General features: G+C 53.6%; 10 protein-coding genes. 4 read left to right on the top strand and 6 right to left on the bottom strand.

Annotation, left to right across the window (positions count from 1 at the left end; genetic code table 11):
* Positions 1–171: 171 nt before the first annotated feature.
* The 6 genes from ACR0DT_RS18685 to ACR0DT_RS18660 form a co-directional block, all read right to left on the bottom strand.
* Entirely contained in the window at positions 172–1,896 is a 1,725-nt protein-coding gene (locus ACR0DT_RS18685; RefSeq protein WP_480712203.1) for a thiamine pyrophosphate-requiring protein, read from the bottom strand.
* On the bottom strand, positions 1,889–2,140 hold the full coding sequence (locus ACR0DT_RS18680) for a ketopantoate reductase C-terminal domain-containing protein (protein WP_480712202.1): 252 nt from the start codon (positions 2,138–2,140) through the stop codon (positions 1,889–1,891). The genes ACR0DT_RS18685 and ACR0DT_RS18680 overlap by 8 nt, the downstream gene beginning before the upstream one ends.
* 258 nt (positions 2,141–2,398) lie before the next feature.
* Positions 2,399–4,093 carry a D-lactate dehydrogenase gene (gene dld / locus ACR0DT_RS18675; RefSeq protein WP_480712201.1) on the bottom strand — a complete coding sequence of 565 codons (1,695 nt, stop codon included), beginning with the start codon at positions 4,091–4,093 and terminating at the stop codon, positions 2,399–2,401.
* A gap of 18 nt (positions 4,094–4,111) precedes the next feature.
* A complete protein-coding gene (locus tag ACR0DT_RS18670; RefSeq protein ID WP_480712200.1) occupies positions 4,112–5,263 on the bottom strand; it encodes an alpha-hydroxy acid oxidase in 1,152 nt (383 codons plus the stop codon).
* A 12-nt stretch (positions 5,264–5,275) separates the two neighbouring features.
* The gene (locus tag ACR0DT_RS18665; RefSeq protein ID WP_480712199.1) at positions 5,276–7,339 is read right to left on the bottom strand and encodes a TRAP transporter large permease subunit; all 2,064 of its coding nucleotides are present in this window, start codon (positions 7,337–7,339) and stop codon (positions 5,276–5,278) included.
* A gap of 118 nt (positions 7,340–7,457) precedes the next feature.
* Positions 7,458–8,507: a TRAP transporter substrate-binding protein gene (locus ACR0DT_RS18660; protein ID WP_480712198.1), complete on the bottom strand. Its 1,050-nt coding sequence runs from the start codon at positions 8,505–8,507 to the stop codon at positions 7,458–7,460.
* Between the two features lie 333 nt (positions 8,508–8,840).
* On the opposite strand from ACR0DT_RS18660, the gene ACR0DT_RS18655 reads away from it, so the two are divergent.
* The 4 genes from ACR0DT_RS18655 (at position 8,841) to ACR0DT_RS18640 (ending at position 15,882) form a co-directional block, all read left to right on the top strand.
* Positions 8,841–9,635: a FadR/GntR family transcriptional regulator gene (locus ACR0DT_RS18655; RefSeq protein ID WP_480712197.1), complete on the top strand. Its 795-nt coding sequence runs from the start codon at positions 8,841–8,843 to the stop codon at positions 9,633–9,635.
* A 944-nt stretch (positions 9,636–10,579) separates the two neighbouring features.
* Positions 10,580–10,882, top strand: a complete 303-nt coding sequence (locus tag ACR0DT_RS18650; protein WP_480712196.1) for an SH3 domain-containing protein — start codon at positions 10,580–10,582, stop codon at positions 10,880–10,882.
* 297 nt (positions 10,883–11,179) lie between these two features.
* Positions 11,180–14,500 (top strand): ATP-binding protein, encoded by a 3,321-nt coding sequence (locus tag ACR0DT_RS18645; RefSeq protein ID WP_480712195.1) that lies wholly within the window; start codon positions 11,180–11,182, stop codon positions 14,498–14,500.
* A gap of 530 nt (positions 14,501–15,030) precedes the next feature.
* On the top strand, positions 15,031–15,882 hold the full coding sequence (locus ACR0DT_RS18640; RefSeq protein ID WP_480712194.1) for a Rossmann-like and DUF2520 domain-containing protein: 852 nt from the start codon (positions 15,031–15,033) through the stop codon (positions 15,880–15,882).
* The last annotated feature ends 70 nt before the right edge of the window (positions 15,883–15,952 follow it).

The raw sequence follows: 15,952 nt of genomic DNA, 5'->3' as shown, positions 1-15,952 counted from the left end.
AAAATTGAGGATTTTTGACATTTAGTTGCCAAAATAGGCAACTGAATGAACCATATGTCGATACCAATCCTAGTTTCGTAAAAAAACACGCCGCCAAGGAACATAGTTTCGCCACGCTGCAATAAATTGGGTTCGGTCAAAAGCAACCTCCTCTCTCCGGCATACCTGCGTTCACAGTGTCCCGGTACGGGCGATTGCAATATTCAAGAGAACCTGCCGCCTTTCTACGGTCGCAATCCGGATCGCGCGGTCCAACGCTGCTGGTAATTCGTCGCCCGTCTCTACAGTTTCAGTGTAAGCACGGCTTGCCTCAGCTGTTTTAGTGAAATCCGGACTCGGTTGCAGCCGGGTCAGCGGAACGTCATTCGATTTCCCCACCAGACCGTTCTGATATAGCCCTTCGACCGAGTGGTGCACAGCGCCCCATTCTTCATTGTTCAGCACTAGCGTGATGATCGGCAGTCCCATCGCCTCAGCGATCAAGTGGCAGGCCGTGGGGTTGGAGAACATGTAACTACCGTCCCCCATCGTCGCAAAAATCAGACGGTCCGGCTCGGCCAACTGCCCTCCCAATGCTGCGGGTAACCCCCATCCCAGACCACCGGCATGGGGTTCTTGGAAGTAACTGTTGTGGTCTTGCAGGTCGAGCGGCCCAAGCGGCAAGCCGAGCTCGTGGAAAATAGTCGCTTTGCGCCCTTTGATCGCCTTGCCGACACAAAGGCTCACCCAGTCTTTTGACATCGACCCACCAGCACCCTTTTCTGCGATTGCAACAACTTCCTTGCGATTGATTTCTGCGAGATTGGAGATGCTCTTTCGACGGGTCTCGAGACGCCCTTCGTCGCGCGGCAATCTTTTCATCACCGCAATAAGTGCAAGCAACGTATCTGACGTCTCTCCCGCAAGGGTAACATTTGCCTGGAAATTTCGGACAGGCGTGCGCGAAAAAAGCGGATCCGGGCCGAGTTGAATGACTTTCACATCGTCACGAAGGTCAACCTTGTCCGGCCACCACGGGGCCAACGAATTGATGACAAGAACGACATCTGCCTCGGCCAAAAGGTCCTCGGGGTTCTGACCGATGTGCATTGGATGTGCGAGTGGGAGGGATATCTGATTGGCCCAGTAGTGGCTTACCGGCAGCGCCCAATCGGAAACGAAATCTCCGAACGCGTCGAAGGCGTCATATGAACCGGTGCCCCGCTGGCTGATGATGAGGGGATTTTGAGCGTTGGCAAGAAGCTCTGCCGCCTCAGCAAGCGAAGACGGTGCTGGCGCCGTGACCACTGGCAACATGATGGATTGTTGATCCAGCCCTTCGGGCGGCGTCTGCTTGCACAAAACCTCACGCGGCAGGCTCAGATAGACCGGCCCTTTGGGAGTTGAGTTAGATATCGCCCAAGCTCGGTCAAATAGTTCTGAAAGTTGTTCGGGAAACCGCAACTCGTAGTCCCATTTGACCGTTTCACGCACGAGGGCGGTTTGATCGTACATCTCCTGCCCCCACCCGATCGGCACGGTACGGGCTCCGAACCGGTCCTTTTCCATAACCGGCGTGCGCCCCGACATAAGGATCATCGGAATGTGGTCGCAAGATGCGTTGATGGCTCCGGTCGCGCCATTCGACAATCCGACATTGGTGTGGAGCATGACCGACTGGATGCGGCCCGAAATCTGGTAATACCCATGTGCCATACCCATCGCGGCATGTTCATGTGGACACGTAACCGGGATTGGCAAATCAAGTTTCTTCTGGCGCGCTTCGATCAGCCCCTCGATAATAGGAGGGAAATCCGTGCCCGAATTGGCAAAAACATAGTCAATGCCAAGGGCTTTGAGTTTCCTGAATAGGGCGCCGCCTGCTGTTATTGATTGGGTGTTGGCAGGTTTATCCACAGTATTTTGGTTCCTCATGGCGGCCCAAAGAATAAATGGTCACGCGCGCAATCCGGCCTTTGAGCCGGATCAGGGCCGCCAGAGCCGTATTGAGCGGTAACGACACGTTACAGGTTTTTGCCAACCGCGAAACCTCTCCACGCAGGCTGTCGATTTCCGTTGGCGTCTTGCTTCGATATCCTGAAGCATCGACGGATTGTCTTTTTGTATGATGTACCAGCGAAGTTTGTATCTGAACGATCACGGCAGCACGATCGCGGAAATGCGCTCAGTGTTGCCAAGGCCGCCGATGCCATCAACAGCGGGACCCCCAATCTGCGGAAGACGCCATTCGGCATCATCTGCTGCACGTTCAAAACAGTATGGATCTGGAGCAGATCCAGAAGGCAGAACCCGACCTAGTCAAGATACTCTCCGGTCGATTGTAATAGGGATTCTATCTGAATTGGAATCTGAGCTTGAACCCAGATCCAAACCAAACCCCAAACAGATTATCGATCGGTCACCGAAAATCACTTTCGATGTAATTTCGATTTCTAGACATCTTACCGATTCCGGGGTTGAACGAATTGGTCGGATCGCAACATTGGTAGTGTGCTGCCAGATCTGGTTTAGCCTGATACAGATGGCCAACATTGTGCTCGGCAGGGTACTCTGCACCACGTTCATCAAAGATTTTCAGCATCGCCGCCTTGAGCGCCTTGGTGTCCGCACCTTTCTTGACCACGTAGTCCTGATGCATCACATGGCACATGAAGTGGCCATAATAGAGCTTGTGAACCAGTTGATCCTCTATCTCTGGTGGAAGTTTCTCCAACCAGTCCTGATCGTTTCGGCGGAGGGCGACGTCCAAGGCGATGATGTCCTCTACCCCATCTGCATGGATCGCCATGTAGCGAACTGCAGCGCCTGCTGCTGCGAATCGGTGCAAGCCGGCAATCTTCGCTTCCCGTACGGTGCATCTGAAAAAATCTGCGTCGCGACCTTTCAGGAATACAGGCAGCCAATCCGCAGCTTCGTCAATACCGCCGTCTCGCATCTTGAGAATCAGGTGATGTTCATAGCGATCGCGAAACTCCACCATCCGTTTGGGCAGAACACGCGGCCACAGAGACGCAGCTATTTGCATGAACCGGTCTGTGAGGTTTCGCAGAACCGGAATCCGACGTAGGCGGGCGTCTACGGCTCCTTTCATGGCAAAAAACATCGGCAGCCGGTCGGTGCCCAGCTTGTCGATCATGACCACTGTGTCTTTGCCATAGCGTGCGGTGATGTCGAACACCTCGCGCTGCATGTATTCAGCTGAGACTGGCAAAGACTTGAACTCGGACAGGATATGCCGGCGCAAATCGGCCAGATCGTCGGGGTCGTTGGTCCCGATGTAGAAAACCTTCTCGGCATCGTTTTTGGGAAAAGTATCCAGACGCACTGCAAAAACTGCTAGTTTCCCTGCGGAACCCGCAGTTTCAAAGAGCTTGGCCTTGTCTGCGTTGTACCGCGCGGGTGTTTCGGCATCCACATCGCGCACGATCTGCGCGTAGTCGCTGGCCGAGGCGCGTTTGTTCGTGCCCCCCGGATTTCGCTCAAATGTTCCGGCATCTAAATTGGCAAGGATATCCTCGGGCGTTTCGCCCAAATCAATGCCCAGATGATTGACCAGTTCCAGATCGCCTTCCTCGTTGATCCGCGCATAAACGGACAGTTCGGTGTAAACCGGCCCGCGTTCGACCAAAGATCCGCCAGAGTTGTTGCAAACCCCACCGACAATTGACGCACCTATACAGGACGATCCAATCACCGAATGCGGTTCGCGCCCCAGCGGAGTCAGTAGTTTTTCCAACGCGAACAGCGTGGCACCGGGAAAGCTGACGATCTGCTCTCCACCATTCAACGTCACAAGCGTATCCATCCGGCGGGTGTTGATCAGAACAACATCGCGATCGTAGCGGCCCGAGGGGGTCGACCCCTCGGTCAGCCCTGTATTGGCCGCCTGCATAATGACGATCTTATCGGCCGCCACACAGGCCTGAAGTACGCGCCATTGCTCCATTAGGGAACCTGGCTGTATCACGCACAGCGCGTCACCCTCGCCCGAGCGGAAGCCACGCCGAAACCGTTCTGTGGCCTTTTCACCGGTGAGAACGTGACGCGATCCCACGATAGATCGGAATGTCTTGATCAATGCTTCGTTGGTCATGTCACTTCCCCGTCAAAGTTAGGCGTCGCGAAACCGGATATTCCCGCTGTTCAGTTGATCGATGCGTGTCACGCCCATCAGTTTCATGTCCCGTTCGATCTCGGCTCGCATCAACCCCAGCGCGCGCTCAACCCCCGCTTGACCCGCAGCAGCAAGTGGATACAGATAGTGTCGTCCGACTCCCACTGCCTTGGCCCCCAGCGACAACGCCTTGAGCACATGGGTTCCGCGTTGAATGCCGCTGTCCATCATCACATCCAGCCTGTCACCAACCGCATCGACAATCTCGGCCAGTTGATCGAACGGTGTGCGTGAACCATCCAGCTGACGGCCACCGTGATTTGACAGGATAATTCCGGTACATCCGATATCTGCCGCGCGGCGGGCGTCTTCGACGGTCATGATACCTTTGAGGCAGAACTGACCATCCCAGTCTCGCACCATCTGCGCCACGTCTTCCCAGTTCATCGACGGGTCCAGCATATCGGTGAAATACCCACCGATCGAACTGGCACCACCGCCCATATCCACATGCTCTTCCAGTTGCGGCAGGCGGAATTTCTCGTGGGTGACATAGTTGATCCCCCACATCGGCTTGATCGCAAATTGGACCATGCCGCCCAGCGTCAGTCGGAACGGAATCGAGAAGCCGGTGCGCAGATCACGCTCGCGGTTGCCGCCGGTGATGCTGTCGACGGTCAGCATCATGACCTCGACGCCTGCCTCTTTGGCGCGCTGCATCATGGCGGCGTTCAGGCCGCGATCCTTGTGGAAATAGAACTGATAGACCTGCGGATTCTTGTGCTTCTGCCGTAGCTCTTCCAACGAGACGGTGCCCAGCGAGGACACGCCGAACATGGTCCCGTATTTCTCGGCCGCTGCCGCAACGGCGCGTTCCCCCTGATGGTGGAACAGACGCTGCAAGGCGGTGGGTGAGCAATAGACCGGCATTTCCAGTTTTTGCCCCATCACCGTGACAGACATATCCACGTCCTTCACCCCGCGCAGTACCGAGGGCAACAGATCGCAGCGGTCGAACGCATGGGTGTTCTCCCGATAGGTCACCTCATCATCCGCGCCACCGTCGATATAGTTGAAGATGGGGCCCGGCAGCCGCTGTTTGGCCAGCCGCCGGAAGTCGTGGAAGTTATGGCATTGGTTCAGACGCATTGGGGCAGCTCCTTAGTAAGCGACCGAAGGCAGCCAGGTGGCGAGGGTCGGCCACAGGAAGACCAGCGCCAGACCAGTCAGCTGCAGCAGTACGAAGGGGATGATACCCTTGTAGATGTGCATCAGCTTGATCTCGGGCGGGCAGACGCCTTTCAGGTAGAACAGGGCGAAGCCCACCGGCGGTGTCAGGAAGCTGGTTTGCAGCGTCACCGCGACCAGGATCACGAACCACACCAGCGCCGGTTCATCCAGAACGCCAAAGCCTGGAATGTCGATGCCAAGGCCGTTCACGATGGGGCGCATCAGCGGCAGTACGATCAACGTGATCTCGATCCAGTCCAGAACGAAGCCCAGCAGGAAGACGATGAACAGGATGAAGAGAACGGTGCCGTTGGCGCCGAAGCCAGTGGATTGAACAACGTGTTCGATCAGCTCGTCCCCACCCAGTTCCCGCAGGACATACGAGAACACGGTCGCGCCCAGGAAAATCGCGAAGATGTAAGCGGTGGTGTTGAAGGTCGACACCAGCACGTTCCACAGCTTCTTGAAGGTCAGCTTGCGATAGCCCAAGGCCAGCAGGGTCGCACCCAGCGCACCGATGCCCGAGGCTTCGGTCGGTGTGGTCAGACCCGCAAAGATCGAACCCAAAACCGCAAGGATCAGCATCAGGGTCGGGATGACCGCGATCAGCACGTCCTTGACGGCAGCCCAGTCGGGGGCCGTGGCGCCTTCGGGCACGGGGGCCGCGTCGCGCTTTACCAGCGCGAGGATGAAGATGTAGGTCAGGTAGAGGCCACCGATGATCACACCGGGGAAGACCGCAGCCATGAACAGGTCACCCACAGACAGGGCCATCTGGTCGGCCATGATTACCAGCATGATCGACGGCGGGATCAGAATGCCCAGCGTACCCGAAGCCGAAACAACACCGGCAGCCAACGTCGGCTGGTACTTCTGCTGCATCATCGAGGGCAGCGACAGTACACCCAGCAGAACAACGGACGCACCGATGATGCCGGTCGAGGCCGCCAGAATGATACCGATCAGGGTCACCGTGATCGCCAGACCACCGCGAACGGTGCCGAACAGGCGCTGCATCGAGGACATCAGACGTTCGGCCACACCGGATTCGTCCAGCATCAGACCCATGAAAATGAACATCGGCAGGGCGACCAGAACCGCGTTGGACATGGTCGCATAGACCCGGTTCACCACGGCGCCAAGGGTCAGATAATCAAGCCCGGTAAAGGTGCTCTCCAACCCGGTCCACAGCATCAGGTCGTTGTCGAAAAGGTAGGCCAGACCACAATAAGCCACACCCACACCCGCCAGCACCCATGCCACCGGATAGCCGGTGAAGAGCAGAGCGATGAAGGTCAGGAACATCGCGATGACCAGCTTTTCCTCGGTGGTTTCCACCAGGAAGGTCAAGCCGGCGCAAACTGCGGCAAACACGGCCAGAACCAGCAGGATACGACGCAAAGATGCACCTTCGCGCTCTGAGGCCGGTCCATACAAAAGCGCGTGCCCATCGTGGATCAGACGCGCCAGCGCAGCCAGTGCTAGAAGAACAAAGCTGATCGGGATCACCGCCTTGAAAGCCCAGCGGGCAGGCAGGCCGGTTGGGCTGTCCGAGCGTTCATTGACCCGGAAGCTTTCATAGAAGTAATCGTACCCCTGATCGATCATCAGATAGATGAACGGGGTCAGCAGGGTCAGAATACCGATCACCTCGATGACCCGCTGGGCCCGGCGCGACAGTTGCATGTGCAACACGTCTACGCGCACATGGCTATCGGTGATCAGGGCATAGGAAATACCGATCATTGTGACGATGCCGTAGAAATGCCACTGAATCTCATCCAGTTTGGGATAGTTCTGGCTGAACAGGTAGCGCAGCGACACCTGAGCGAATATCGCCCCCATTAGCAGGACATTTGCCCACATGACCACATGGCCAACAGCCTTCACGCTTGCGTCAATCGCAACGGCGATCTTCTGACGGTCAGTCTCGGGGTGCTCCAGGATGCCTTCATAGGCTTCGACCGGATCGGTAAGGTTGTTCTGTGTGGTCATGGTCATACCTCGCTCAGCAGCCCGGCGCGCGGGCAGTGAAAGGTTAGAAATTCCGAAGATCAGGAAATAAGAACCGGAGCGACGGATGCCGCCGCCCCGGTTTCGTCAGCAAGGGAGGTTACTGACGAGGGAGGAACGCGTTCGTTTTCCAGAGGCCGTAGCCTTCCCGGAACTCGTTCATGTCGGCCAGAACCTGAGCAAAGAAAGCGTCGTTGGCAGCTTCTTCAGCAGCAACCTCATCCCAAGTTGCACGGAAGGTCTCCAGCATCTCGGGCGACCATTGTTTGATGGTGACACCGTTGTTTTCGACGTTGTCGATCAGCGCAGCGTGCTGAATGGCTTCTCCTTCGGCAAAGCTGTCCGCCATCGAGGCTTTACAGGCGCTTTCAATGATCGCTTTGTGCTGATCGCTGGTTTCGTTCCAGACATCTTTGTTGATCAGCAGTTCGAAAACAGTGGCCTGCTGATGCCAGCCGGGGAAATAGTTGAATTTCACCAACTTGTGAAAGCCCAAACGCGCGTCGATGGCGGGCATCGAAAATTCGGTTGCGTCGATGGCACCTTTTTCCAGCGCGGGGAAGATTTCACCGCCCGGCAGCAGCGAAGTCGCAACCCCCAGTTTCTGCATCACTTTGCCGCCCAGACCAAAGAAGCGCATCTTCAGACCGTTCAGGTCTTCGGGAGAATTTATCTCGGATGCGAACCAACCCGAGGTCTCAGGCGCAATAATCGCGCAGGGCAGAACTTTGACGTTGAAACCGGCCTGATCATACATCTCTTGATAGAGTGTCAGTCCGTTTCCGTAATACAGCCAGGCCATATACTCGCCCGCCTCGGGGCCGAATGGAACGGCCGAGAACAACGGCGCGGCAGGGATTTTGCCCGCCCAGTACCCAGCAGTGGTGTAACCCGAGTTGATTTTGCCAGTGGATACGGCATCCAGAATTTCAAACGGCGGGACCAGTTTGCCCGGCTCGTATACTTTCATCTTCAGCGTACCACCTGACATCAGGTCCAGCTGTTCGGCAACACGCGGGATTGGCGAGCCCAGGCCCGGCAATTCGGTCGAAAAAGCAATCGGTGTTTTCAGCAGCAGTTTGTCGGCGGCAAGCGCAGGTGCGGCCATCAGGCTGGCAGCCACGGCGAGGCTCGTCAGGGTCTTCTTCATGAAATCTCCTCCAGGATAGGTCTGGGCATTTCCCCAATCAGCGGCGCAGGCTCCTCCAGCGCCCTTCCGGTGGTAAATTAACTTTACCAATAAAAACCAGTCAACAATTTTATTTACCAATGGGTATCTCTAGTGCATCAAATGAAGATATGCAGAGCCAGCTTTGCCAGAAGCGCAAGAAGGTGATGCAAATAGGGAAACGCCTAAATTTTAGCAAAAACAAAATACTAAGATCATATTGCCCGCGATGGGCAGCAGCTTGAGTTTTGATTAAATATGGTTATATTTATTTACCAGTAATCTTTGTTTTGGCGTTGAGCAGAGGTCAGCATCATGAACTCCACAGCAATCTTTGAACCGGTCGGCCACGAATCGCTGGCCGAAGCGGTAGTGGCTCAGATCGAAGACCTGATCGCCTCGGGCGTACTGAAACAGGGCCGTAAACTACCCTCCGAAAGGGATCTGGCCGAGATGCTGCGCGTATCCCGACCAAAACTACGCGAGGCGTTGTCTGCTCTTGAAGAACGCGGCCTGGTGACAACCCAGCATGGTGAAGGGACCTTTATTGCTGCGCTGACTGGACAGGCAATGATGCCAGCGCTGCTGGCGCTCTACGAGCGGCATGAACCGGCCTTTTTTGACTATCTGGAATATCGGCGTGAGCAGGAAGGATTTGCCGCCAGACTGGCCGCGCGCCGCGCGACAAAAGCAGACAAGGAACGAATTGCAGAAATTCTTGAAGAGAATGAACGAGCCTGGCAAGAAAACGACTCGAAGGCATCTCAAGAGGCCGACTTTGCGCTGCACTCTGCGATTGTCGATGCCAGCCAGAATGCGACCTTGATCCATATGATGGCATCGATCTACGAACTCGCGCGCAAAGGTGTGTTTTACAATCGTGACTTTCTAAAAACGATCGACGGCACAGGCGAGAAGCTTTTGCAACAACATCTCGAGTTGGGCCAAGCAGTGATTGAGGGGAACGAGGCTCGCGCTGAAAAGGCTGCCACCGATCATATCGACTTTGTTGAGCAATCGTTCAAACTGGGGCTAGAGAGACGCCGGTTGGAAGCAATGGCCGAAAAGCGTCGGCTGCTGTCGGATCACCGTCTCTTTAAGGCACCGTAAAGTTAATACACTTTGAGAACTGATGTTCCAACGGGTGGTGTTGCCCAAGCTCATGTTTGCAACGCCGTACAAGTGAGCTTTGTCGGAACATTTCTTCCTTCAGAACATGTTGGCAACCTCGATGCCAGCCAAAGTGGAAGACATAGACGAGCACGTTTTCAACCCACACATATGGCGAACTCGCCCTTTACATGTCATCGGTCCTTTTTCACGACACTATTTTCGTATTTGGACCTGAATTTCTTTACCTTGATCAGTCAACGTAACCATTTCTTAAATTTGTGGGTCTCATGAATTTCAGCCTCTTTGGCCCGGTTTTGTCGCCCACTTCGCTGAGAATTTAGTGCTGGTCGAAACTTACAAACATCAGCTGGTAAACTCCGTAGACTGCATGAAAGGACTGACCCCGCCTCCCAACCGACCTTTGGCGCCACACGGGATGAATGCAATCTCAACTGATGATCGCATCTCCAGCACAATCAAGCCTGAACGCTCCGAAACCATTGGGACATTTAGGTCAATGCGGGAATGATTTGAAAATCTGCCTCTCAATTTAGAGGCGCTCAGACACAAGCCGAAGCACAGGGTCATCGGGTGTGCATGAAAGATGTCATGGAACACGACAAGCTACATTTTGAAAAGTTTCGCCGCCCGGACGAGATTGAGGACATCCGCGGCGTGCTTTTGTCAGCGATGAGTAAGATTGAAGCTTAAGTGTGGTCTGATGAGGTTATGTGAATTCCGCTGACCCTCGAATTCGCGCCGACAGCAAACAGCAGCTTTGACGACCGCAACACGACATTCTCACCCGAGAGCCAATGGTAGGTTTGGGCCGTCTTAGAGCTTCCAGAGTCCGCTTCCTGCAAATTTTCCGTTTTCGGGTAGTTTCTCTTGATGCTCCGAACCACTACGGTGGGAGCTGAAGCAATGAGCAGGGTAACGTGATGCGTAGTACAACCTTCATACTATTGGCTGCAATTTTCCTAGGCGCCATCATCGACCCTGATCCTGTAAAGGCGGCCTCGCTTGGACGATACGAGGTTTTTGGCGTTGAAGGCGGAGATATGCTGAAATTGCGTTCAGGGCCTGGAATAGGTTTTAACGTGATTGTTGGTCTTCCAAATGGAACCGCGCTGAGAGTTCACAGCTGCGAACAAACTGGCGGCACCCGTTGGTGCCGCGTTTCTTTGCAACGAGCGCGCGGACTGAAGGGATATGTCTCCTGGGCATATTTGCGTAAAATTTGATCCAGCAGCGGTTAACATGCCACTTTGATGGTGAATATGGACCTGCAGCGAACGTTTCGCGATACCCATTTGATCAATTAATACCAACCCGATACCGGAGAGCTGTCGGCGGGCTCGTGCCACTTCGAGGCAACGAAGCCCTTGACCAAAATTGTTACGCCGTTCTTCATAGAGAGAAAGCAGTTCAGGTGTTCAGAAAAAACTACTGGGTGCACGAAACAGACCAACTAGACCGAGGGATGTACGCTGGTGTGACGCAGATGAAGGCGCTGCGGTGACGGCAAGCAAAACGATCAAATGTCTGAAATCGCACGCTGGTTAAAAAAACATGGTTTGTCTAAGTATGTTGAGGCCTTTTCTGATCACGAAATCGAACCCGGTGATCTTACCGAGTTAACAGACGAAGACCTTATATCAATCGGCCTTCCCTTGGGTCCAAGACGACGCTTCATTAAGGCTGTTCGAGCCGATACAGAAAGGGACTACCGACCTCACAACTCCACACTAGGCCCCGCGATCGTGGCAGAGCGACGGCAACTTACCGTCATGTTTATCGATTTGGTAGGATCAACCGAAATATCCCAGCGCGTCGATCCGGAAGATCTAGCCGAAGTACTTCGGCTGTTCAAAGAAACATGCGCCGCGTCAGTGGCGGCTTTTGATGGTCACATCGCAAGCTATTACGGCGATGGAATTATGGTTTTCTTCGGGTTTCCCCATGCGCACGAAGATGACCCAGAAAGAGCCATTCGTGCAGGTCTGCGCATCATAAAAGAAGTGCCAGATATTCGCACTCATGTGAAACTCAATGTCCGAATTGGTATAGCAACAGGGTTGGTCGTTGTCGGTGACCTGCGTGGCGAAAAAATGTTTGAGGATGGGACGGCAATGGGCGAGACGCCAAATCTGGCCGCACGCCTGCAGGCAATGGCAGATCCAGGCACGCTGATCGTTGCTCCAAATACTCATCATCTGGCGGGTGAAACTTTCGAATATGTTCTCCGGGGCGCATTCAAGCTCAAGGGTTTTTCCCGAGAGGTCGAAGCTTGGCAAGTAACAGGACTGCGAAAAACCATTAGCCGTTTCATGGCTTTAGACGATGCGTTGCTCAAACCTTTGGTTGGTCGCGCCGCAGAATATGTGACCTTGAAAAGTAAATGGGAGTTAACCTGTAGTGGTCAAGGACAGGTTGTTCTCGTGTCGGGAGAACCTGGAATAGGCAAGTCTCGATTGGTAGAAGAATTAAGAAAGTATGTTTCGGACGCGCCGAACGCTCAGATTCGATACCAATGTTCCCCCTACCACTATGCTAGTGCGTTTTATCCTGCCATTCGCCAATTCGAAAATGCTGCTGATCTTCGGTCCGATGATTCAAACGACGTAAAGCTAAAGAAGATTTCTGCCTATCTAGACGACCAGTCCGACCATGCATTGAAGTTGGCCGCATCTCTTCTTTCTGTTCCATTTGAAGAACAATTGGGGCCACTAGAGCTGACACCGCAGCAACTCATGGAGCAAACGTTACAACTGCTAACCAGCAATCTGGCTTCTGAAGCCAAAGAGAAACCAGTGCTGCTTTTGTTTGAAGATGCGCATTGGATTGATCCGACGACTAAGTTGCTGCTGGATCGGATCACGGACCGTATTCGCGACCTTCCGGTACTGGTTGTGATGACATTCAGACCCGAGTTCGACCCAGGTTGGGCGCTGCAATCGAACCTTTCGAAGGTTGTTTTGAAGCAGTTGGATTTTCAACAGGTTAAGTGCATTGTAGACGAAGTTGCCAAAGGCCAGTCGATCTCTGATGAGATGTATAATGTGGTGGCAGCCAGATCTGATGGTGTGCCGCTTTACGTAGAAGAGGTGACAAAAGATCTACTCGAATCTGGAACTTTGACTGAAGGTAGAGATGCTTACTTTGCGGGTGGAACTTCGCCGGCGAACTCTGTTCCCAGAACTTTGCACGATGCGTTAATGGCGCGACTTGATCGCCTGAGCTCTGCCAAGGAAGTGGCCCAGATTGGCGCGGTGATTGGCCCGCAGTTTTCTTATCCATTAATTGCCAAAGTGGTCGGCATTGGCGATCAAGCGCTGCGCGCAGGTTTGACACTCTTGGTGGATGCAGGAATCGTTACAGTTTCAGAAACGGAAGGTCGTGAAACTTTCAGCTACCGCCATGCCCTAATCCGAGACACTGCTTACAACAGCCTATTGAAAAGCGAGCGTCGGGCTTTGCACGCTCGTGTTGCGCAAAAACTTTCCGACAAAGATGCTTATGTTGGCGATGCTAGTCCGGAAATTCTGGCTCACCACTATACGATAGCCGGCATGAGTAAAGAGGCCATGGACTATCGGCATCTCGCAGGTCAACGAGCGATCCAGCGTTCAGCCAATACTGAGGCAAGCACGCAGCTCTCCTTGGCGATCGATCAGTTAAGCAATCTCGACCACAGTGGTGAACGGGACCAAAAAGAAATTGAGATCCTGGTTCTCAAAGCAGGTGTTCTGCGGTCGACTGCTGGAATTGCAGCCGATGAAACCGGTGCCGTCTACGCAAGAATACGCGACCTGTGTGAACGCGTGGACGAAAAAGAACAATTATTCCCAGTATTGAATGGTTTGTATTCCTTTCATTTGGTACGGGCTGAATATGATTTGGCCAGGGACGTTGCAGAACAACTGCTGGATTTGGCGGATTCGTCGGGCGAGACGCAACACCTCATGGTGGCCCATCGGGCTAAGGGTGCAGTACTATTCCATATCGGCGAGCTAGATTCAGCCCACGAGAATTTGGAAAAAGCCCTTAAGCTCTACAATCGAAAAAGAGATGGGCACCTCGCGTTTATTTACGGGTCGGACCATGCTGCGATAACCTCATGCTTTCTTAGCCTGGCCACTTGGATGCGCGGAGACCCCGACAAAGCACTGGAAATTCAGCAACAGGCGGTCGCTGCAGCACAACAGCTTGAGCATGCCCATAGTATAGCGCAGTCCCTGACATACTTGTGCATGCTTCATCTGTTGCGCCGTGAACCCGAAAAAGTAAATGAGGTTGCGACCCAGTTGGAAGAGCTTTCAACCAAGCACTCTTTTACCTTCATGTCCTTGACTGCAAACCTCTGGCGAAGCTGGGTGGATGCCTTTGTTTCGCCAGCTCCGAATACCATCCACGCGTTGCGAAATGCTTCTGAAGCATGGTGGGCCAGCGGCGCAGGAAATTACAAACCTTTCTTTCTCACCTTGATTGCCGAACTCACTTTAAAAACAGGTGATCGGAAAGGCGCCTTGCTTTTATTGGCCGGTGCGCGCGAGCATCAAAGCCGTACAAACGAAAGGTGGGCTCAAGCAGAAACTGACCGAGTTTATGCAATTACGACTTCCGATAGCGGCTTGGCCGAAGTGGAGTTTCGTGAGGCTTTGAATACTGCACGAAAACACCGGGCGAGAATGTTCGAACTTCGTACACTGGTTGATTACACAAGGCATTGCAGAAAATTTGGGCGCGCTCCCATACCTATCTCCGATCTAAGCACAGTCTTAGAGACGGTCGCTGGAGGAAAGCACACAATCGACGTGAGCGATGCCAGTGATTTGCTTGGTGAGGTATCCTCAGGTTAAACCCCAAAAAAACTCGGATTCACGCAGTTGGTTGGCCCGAAACTCATTCTCACAAATCAATATGATGCTGGTCTGCTTGAGAGTTCACAAGACGATTATACTCAAGAGTAGTCTTTCCGAATTTTTCATACCCCGCGCTATAGCGAACAGCAGTTAAGTCGACACAGCGGTTGTTCGTTCAAGACGCGGTAACCCAAGCATTGCAACAGCGTGATGAGAGTCCGCTAAACAGGAAAATCTCTAGATCGTCCTTATTGGGTTGCTGTTAGAAACCACCTGGACGATCTGCCGTCTAACGGAAGAAACAATTGCCAATGCTGAGTTACCCGTATTCTCATACATCCTTGTCGAATTATGGGCCGAAGGAGAGACAACCCCGTATCCACTGTGATCCACCGAACGCCATCGGTTCAAAGTTATGTTATTAACTGATACACCCTGCTCTCACATGATTTCTTCCAGATCACGGTTTTTGAGAAAACCATCTATGTTGAGCGCCCTTCATTTCAGAAGCTTAGGATCACAGGGTTATGAAGCAAACTACAATAAACCTGATCGGTGCAGGTCGGGTCGGGAGGACCTTAATGCACCTGCTGGCCGCAAATCCGAACTACCGGGTTCAGGACGTCCTCAGCGCCAACCACAAGTCCGCCCAAATCGCCGTCGGACGGATCAAGGCCGGACGCGCGGTTGAGCACATTCCAGATTTGCGCCCCGCTGATATTTGGATTCTTGCGGTGCCGGATACTCAGATAGCCGCTGTGGCGTCAGAGCTTTCTAAGAAACTGGCCGGGAAAAAGGCGAAGAGAACATCCGTGGCGTTTCACTGCAGCGGCTTTTTCCCGGCCTCTGAAATGAACCCACTCAGACATTTGAATTGGCAGCTGGCCAGCATTCACCCGGTTATGTCCTTTGCCGACCCTGAGCGCGCGAAAGATCAGTTCAATGGCGCTTTATGCGGAATCGAAGGTGACAGCGCGGCCCTAACAGTCATTCAGCCCATTTTGGAACAATTGGGGGCTGAGTGCTTTGCAATCCGGTCGGACGGCAAAAGCCTCTATCATGCGGCGGCCGTTATCTCGAACAATTTTACCGTTGTCTTACAGGCGATCGCACAAGAAGCTTGGATGAAAGCAGGTGTTGCAAGTGATATTATCGAGCGACTGAATGCCAATCTCATGGAGAGTACAGCAGATAATGTAAATGCCCTAGGGCCGCGAAAAGCTCTTACGGGTCCAGCAGCGCGAGGTGACGAACAGGTAGTCGCCTCTCAGGGCAAAGAGGTCGAGCAATGGCACCCGGCGGCAGGTGAAATCTATCGTATCCTGAGCAGTATGGCTCGCACTCTTAAGACGAGCGGGACTACCGGTTCCGGGTCGTAAAGCCCGCGCTGGTGTTTGGCCCTTATAGGAAAAGCCATAGAATCAGTGTAGCTCCTATTTAGTTTGCATT

Source organism: Ruegeria sp. BI11, from assembly GCF_056538005.1.
Note: the sequence above shows the minus strand (reverse complement) of the source record. Positions and strands in the feature narration are given on the sequence as shown.

Bases quoted from the DNA above. Each gene is read 5' to 3' on its own strand.
- dld (WP_480712201.1), bottom strand. From the start codon at position 4,093: ATGACCAACGAAGCATTGATCAAGACATTCCGATCTATCGTGGGATCG.
- ACR0DT_RS18670 (WP_480712200.1), bottom strand. From the start codon at position 5,263: ATGCGTCTGAACCAATGCCATAACTTCCACGACTTCCGGCGGCTGGCC.
- ACR0DT_RS18665 (WP_480712199.1), bottom strand. From the start codon at position 7,339: ATGACCACACAGAACAACCTTACCGATCCGGTCGAAGCCTATGAAGGC.
- ACR0DT_RS18660 (WP_480712198.1), bottom strand. From the start codon at position 8,507: ATGAAGAAGACCCTGACGAGCCTCGCCGTGGCTGCCAGCCTGATGGCC.
- ACR0DT_RS18655 (WP_480712197.1), top strand. From the start codon at position 8,841: ATGAACTCCACAGCAATCTTTGAACCGGTCGGCCACGAATCGCTGGCC.
- ACR0DT_RS18650 (WP_480712196.1), top strand. From the start codon at position 10,580: ATGCGTAGTACAACCTTCATACTATTGGCTGCAATTTTCCTAGGCGCC.
- ACR0DT_RS18645 (WP_480712195.1), top strand. From the start codon at position 11,180: ATGTCTGAAATCGCACGCTGGTTAAAAAAACATGGTTTGTCTAAGTAT.
- ACR0DT_RS18640 (WP_480712194.1), top strand. From the start codon at position 15,031: ATGAAGCAAACTACAATAAACCTGATCGGTGCAGGTCGGGTCGGGAGG.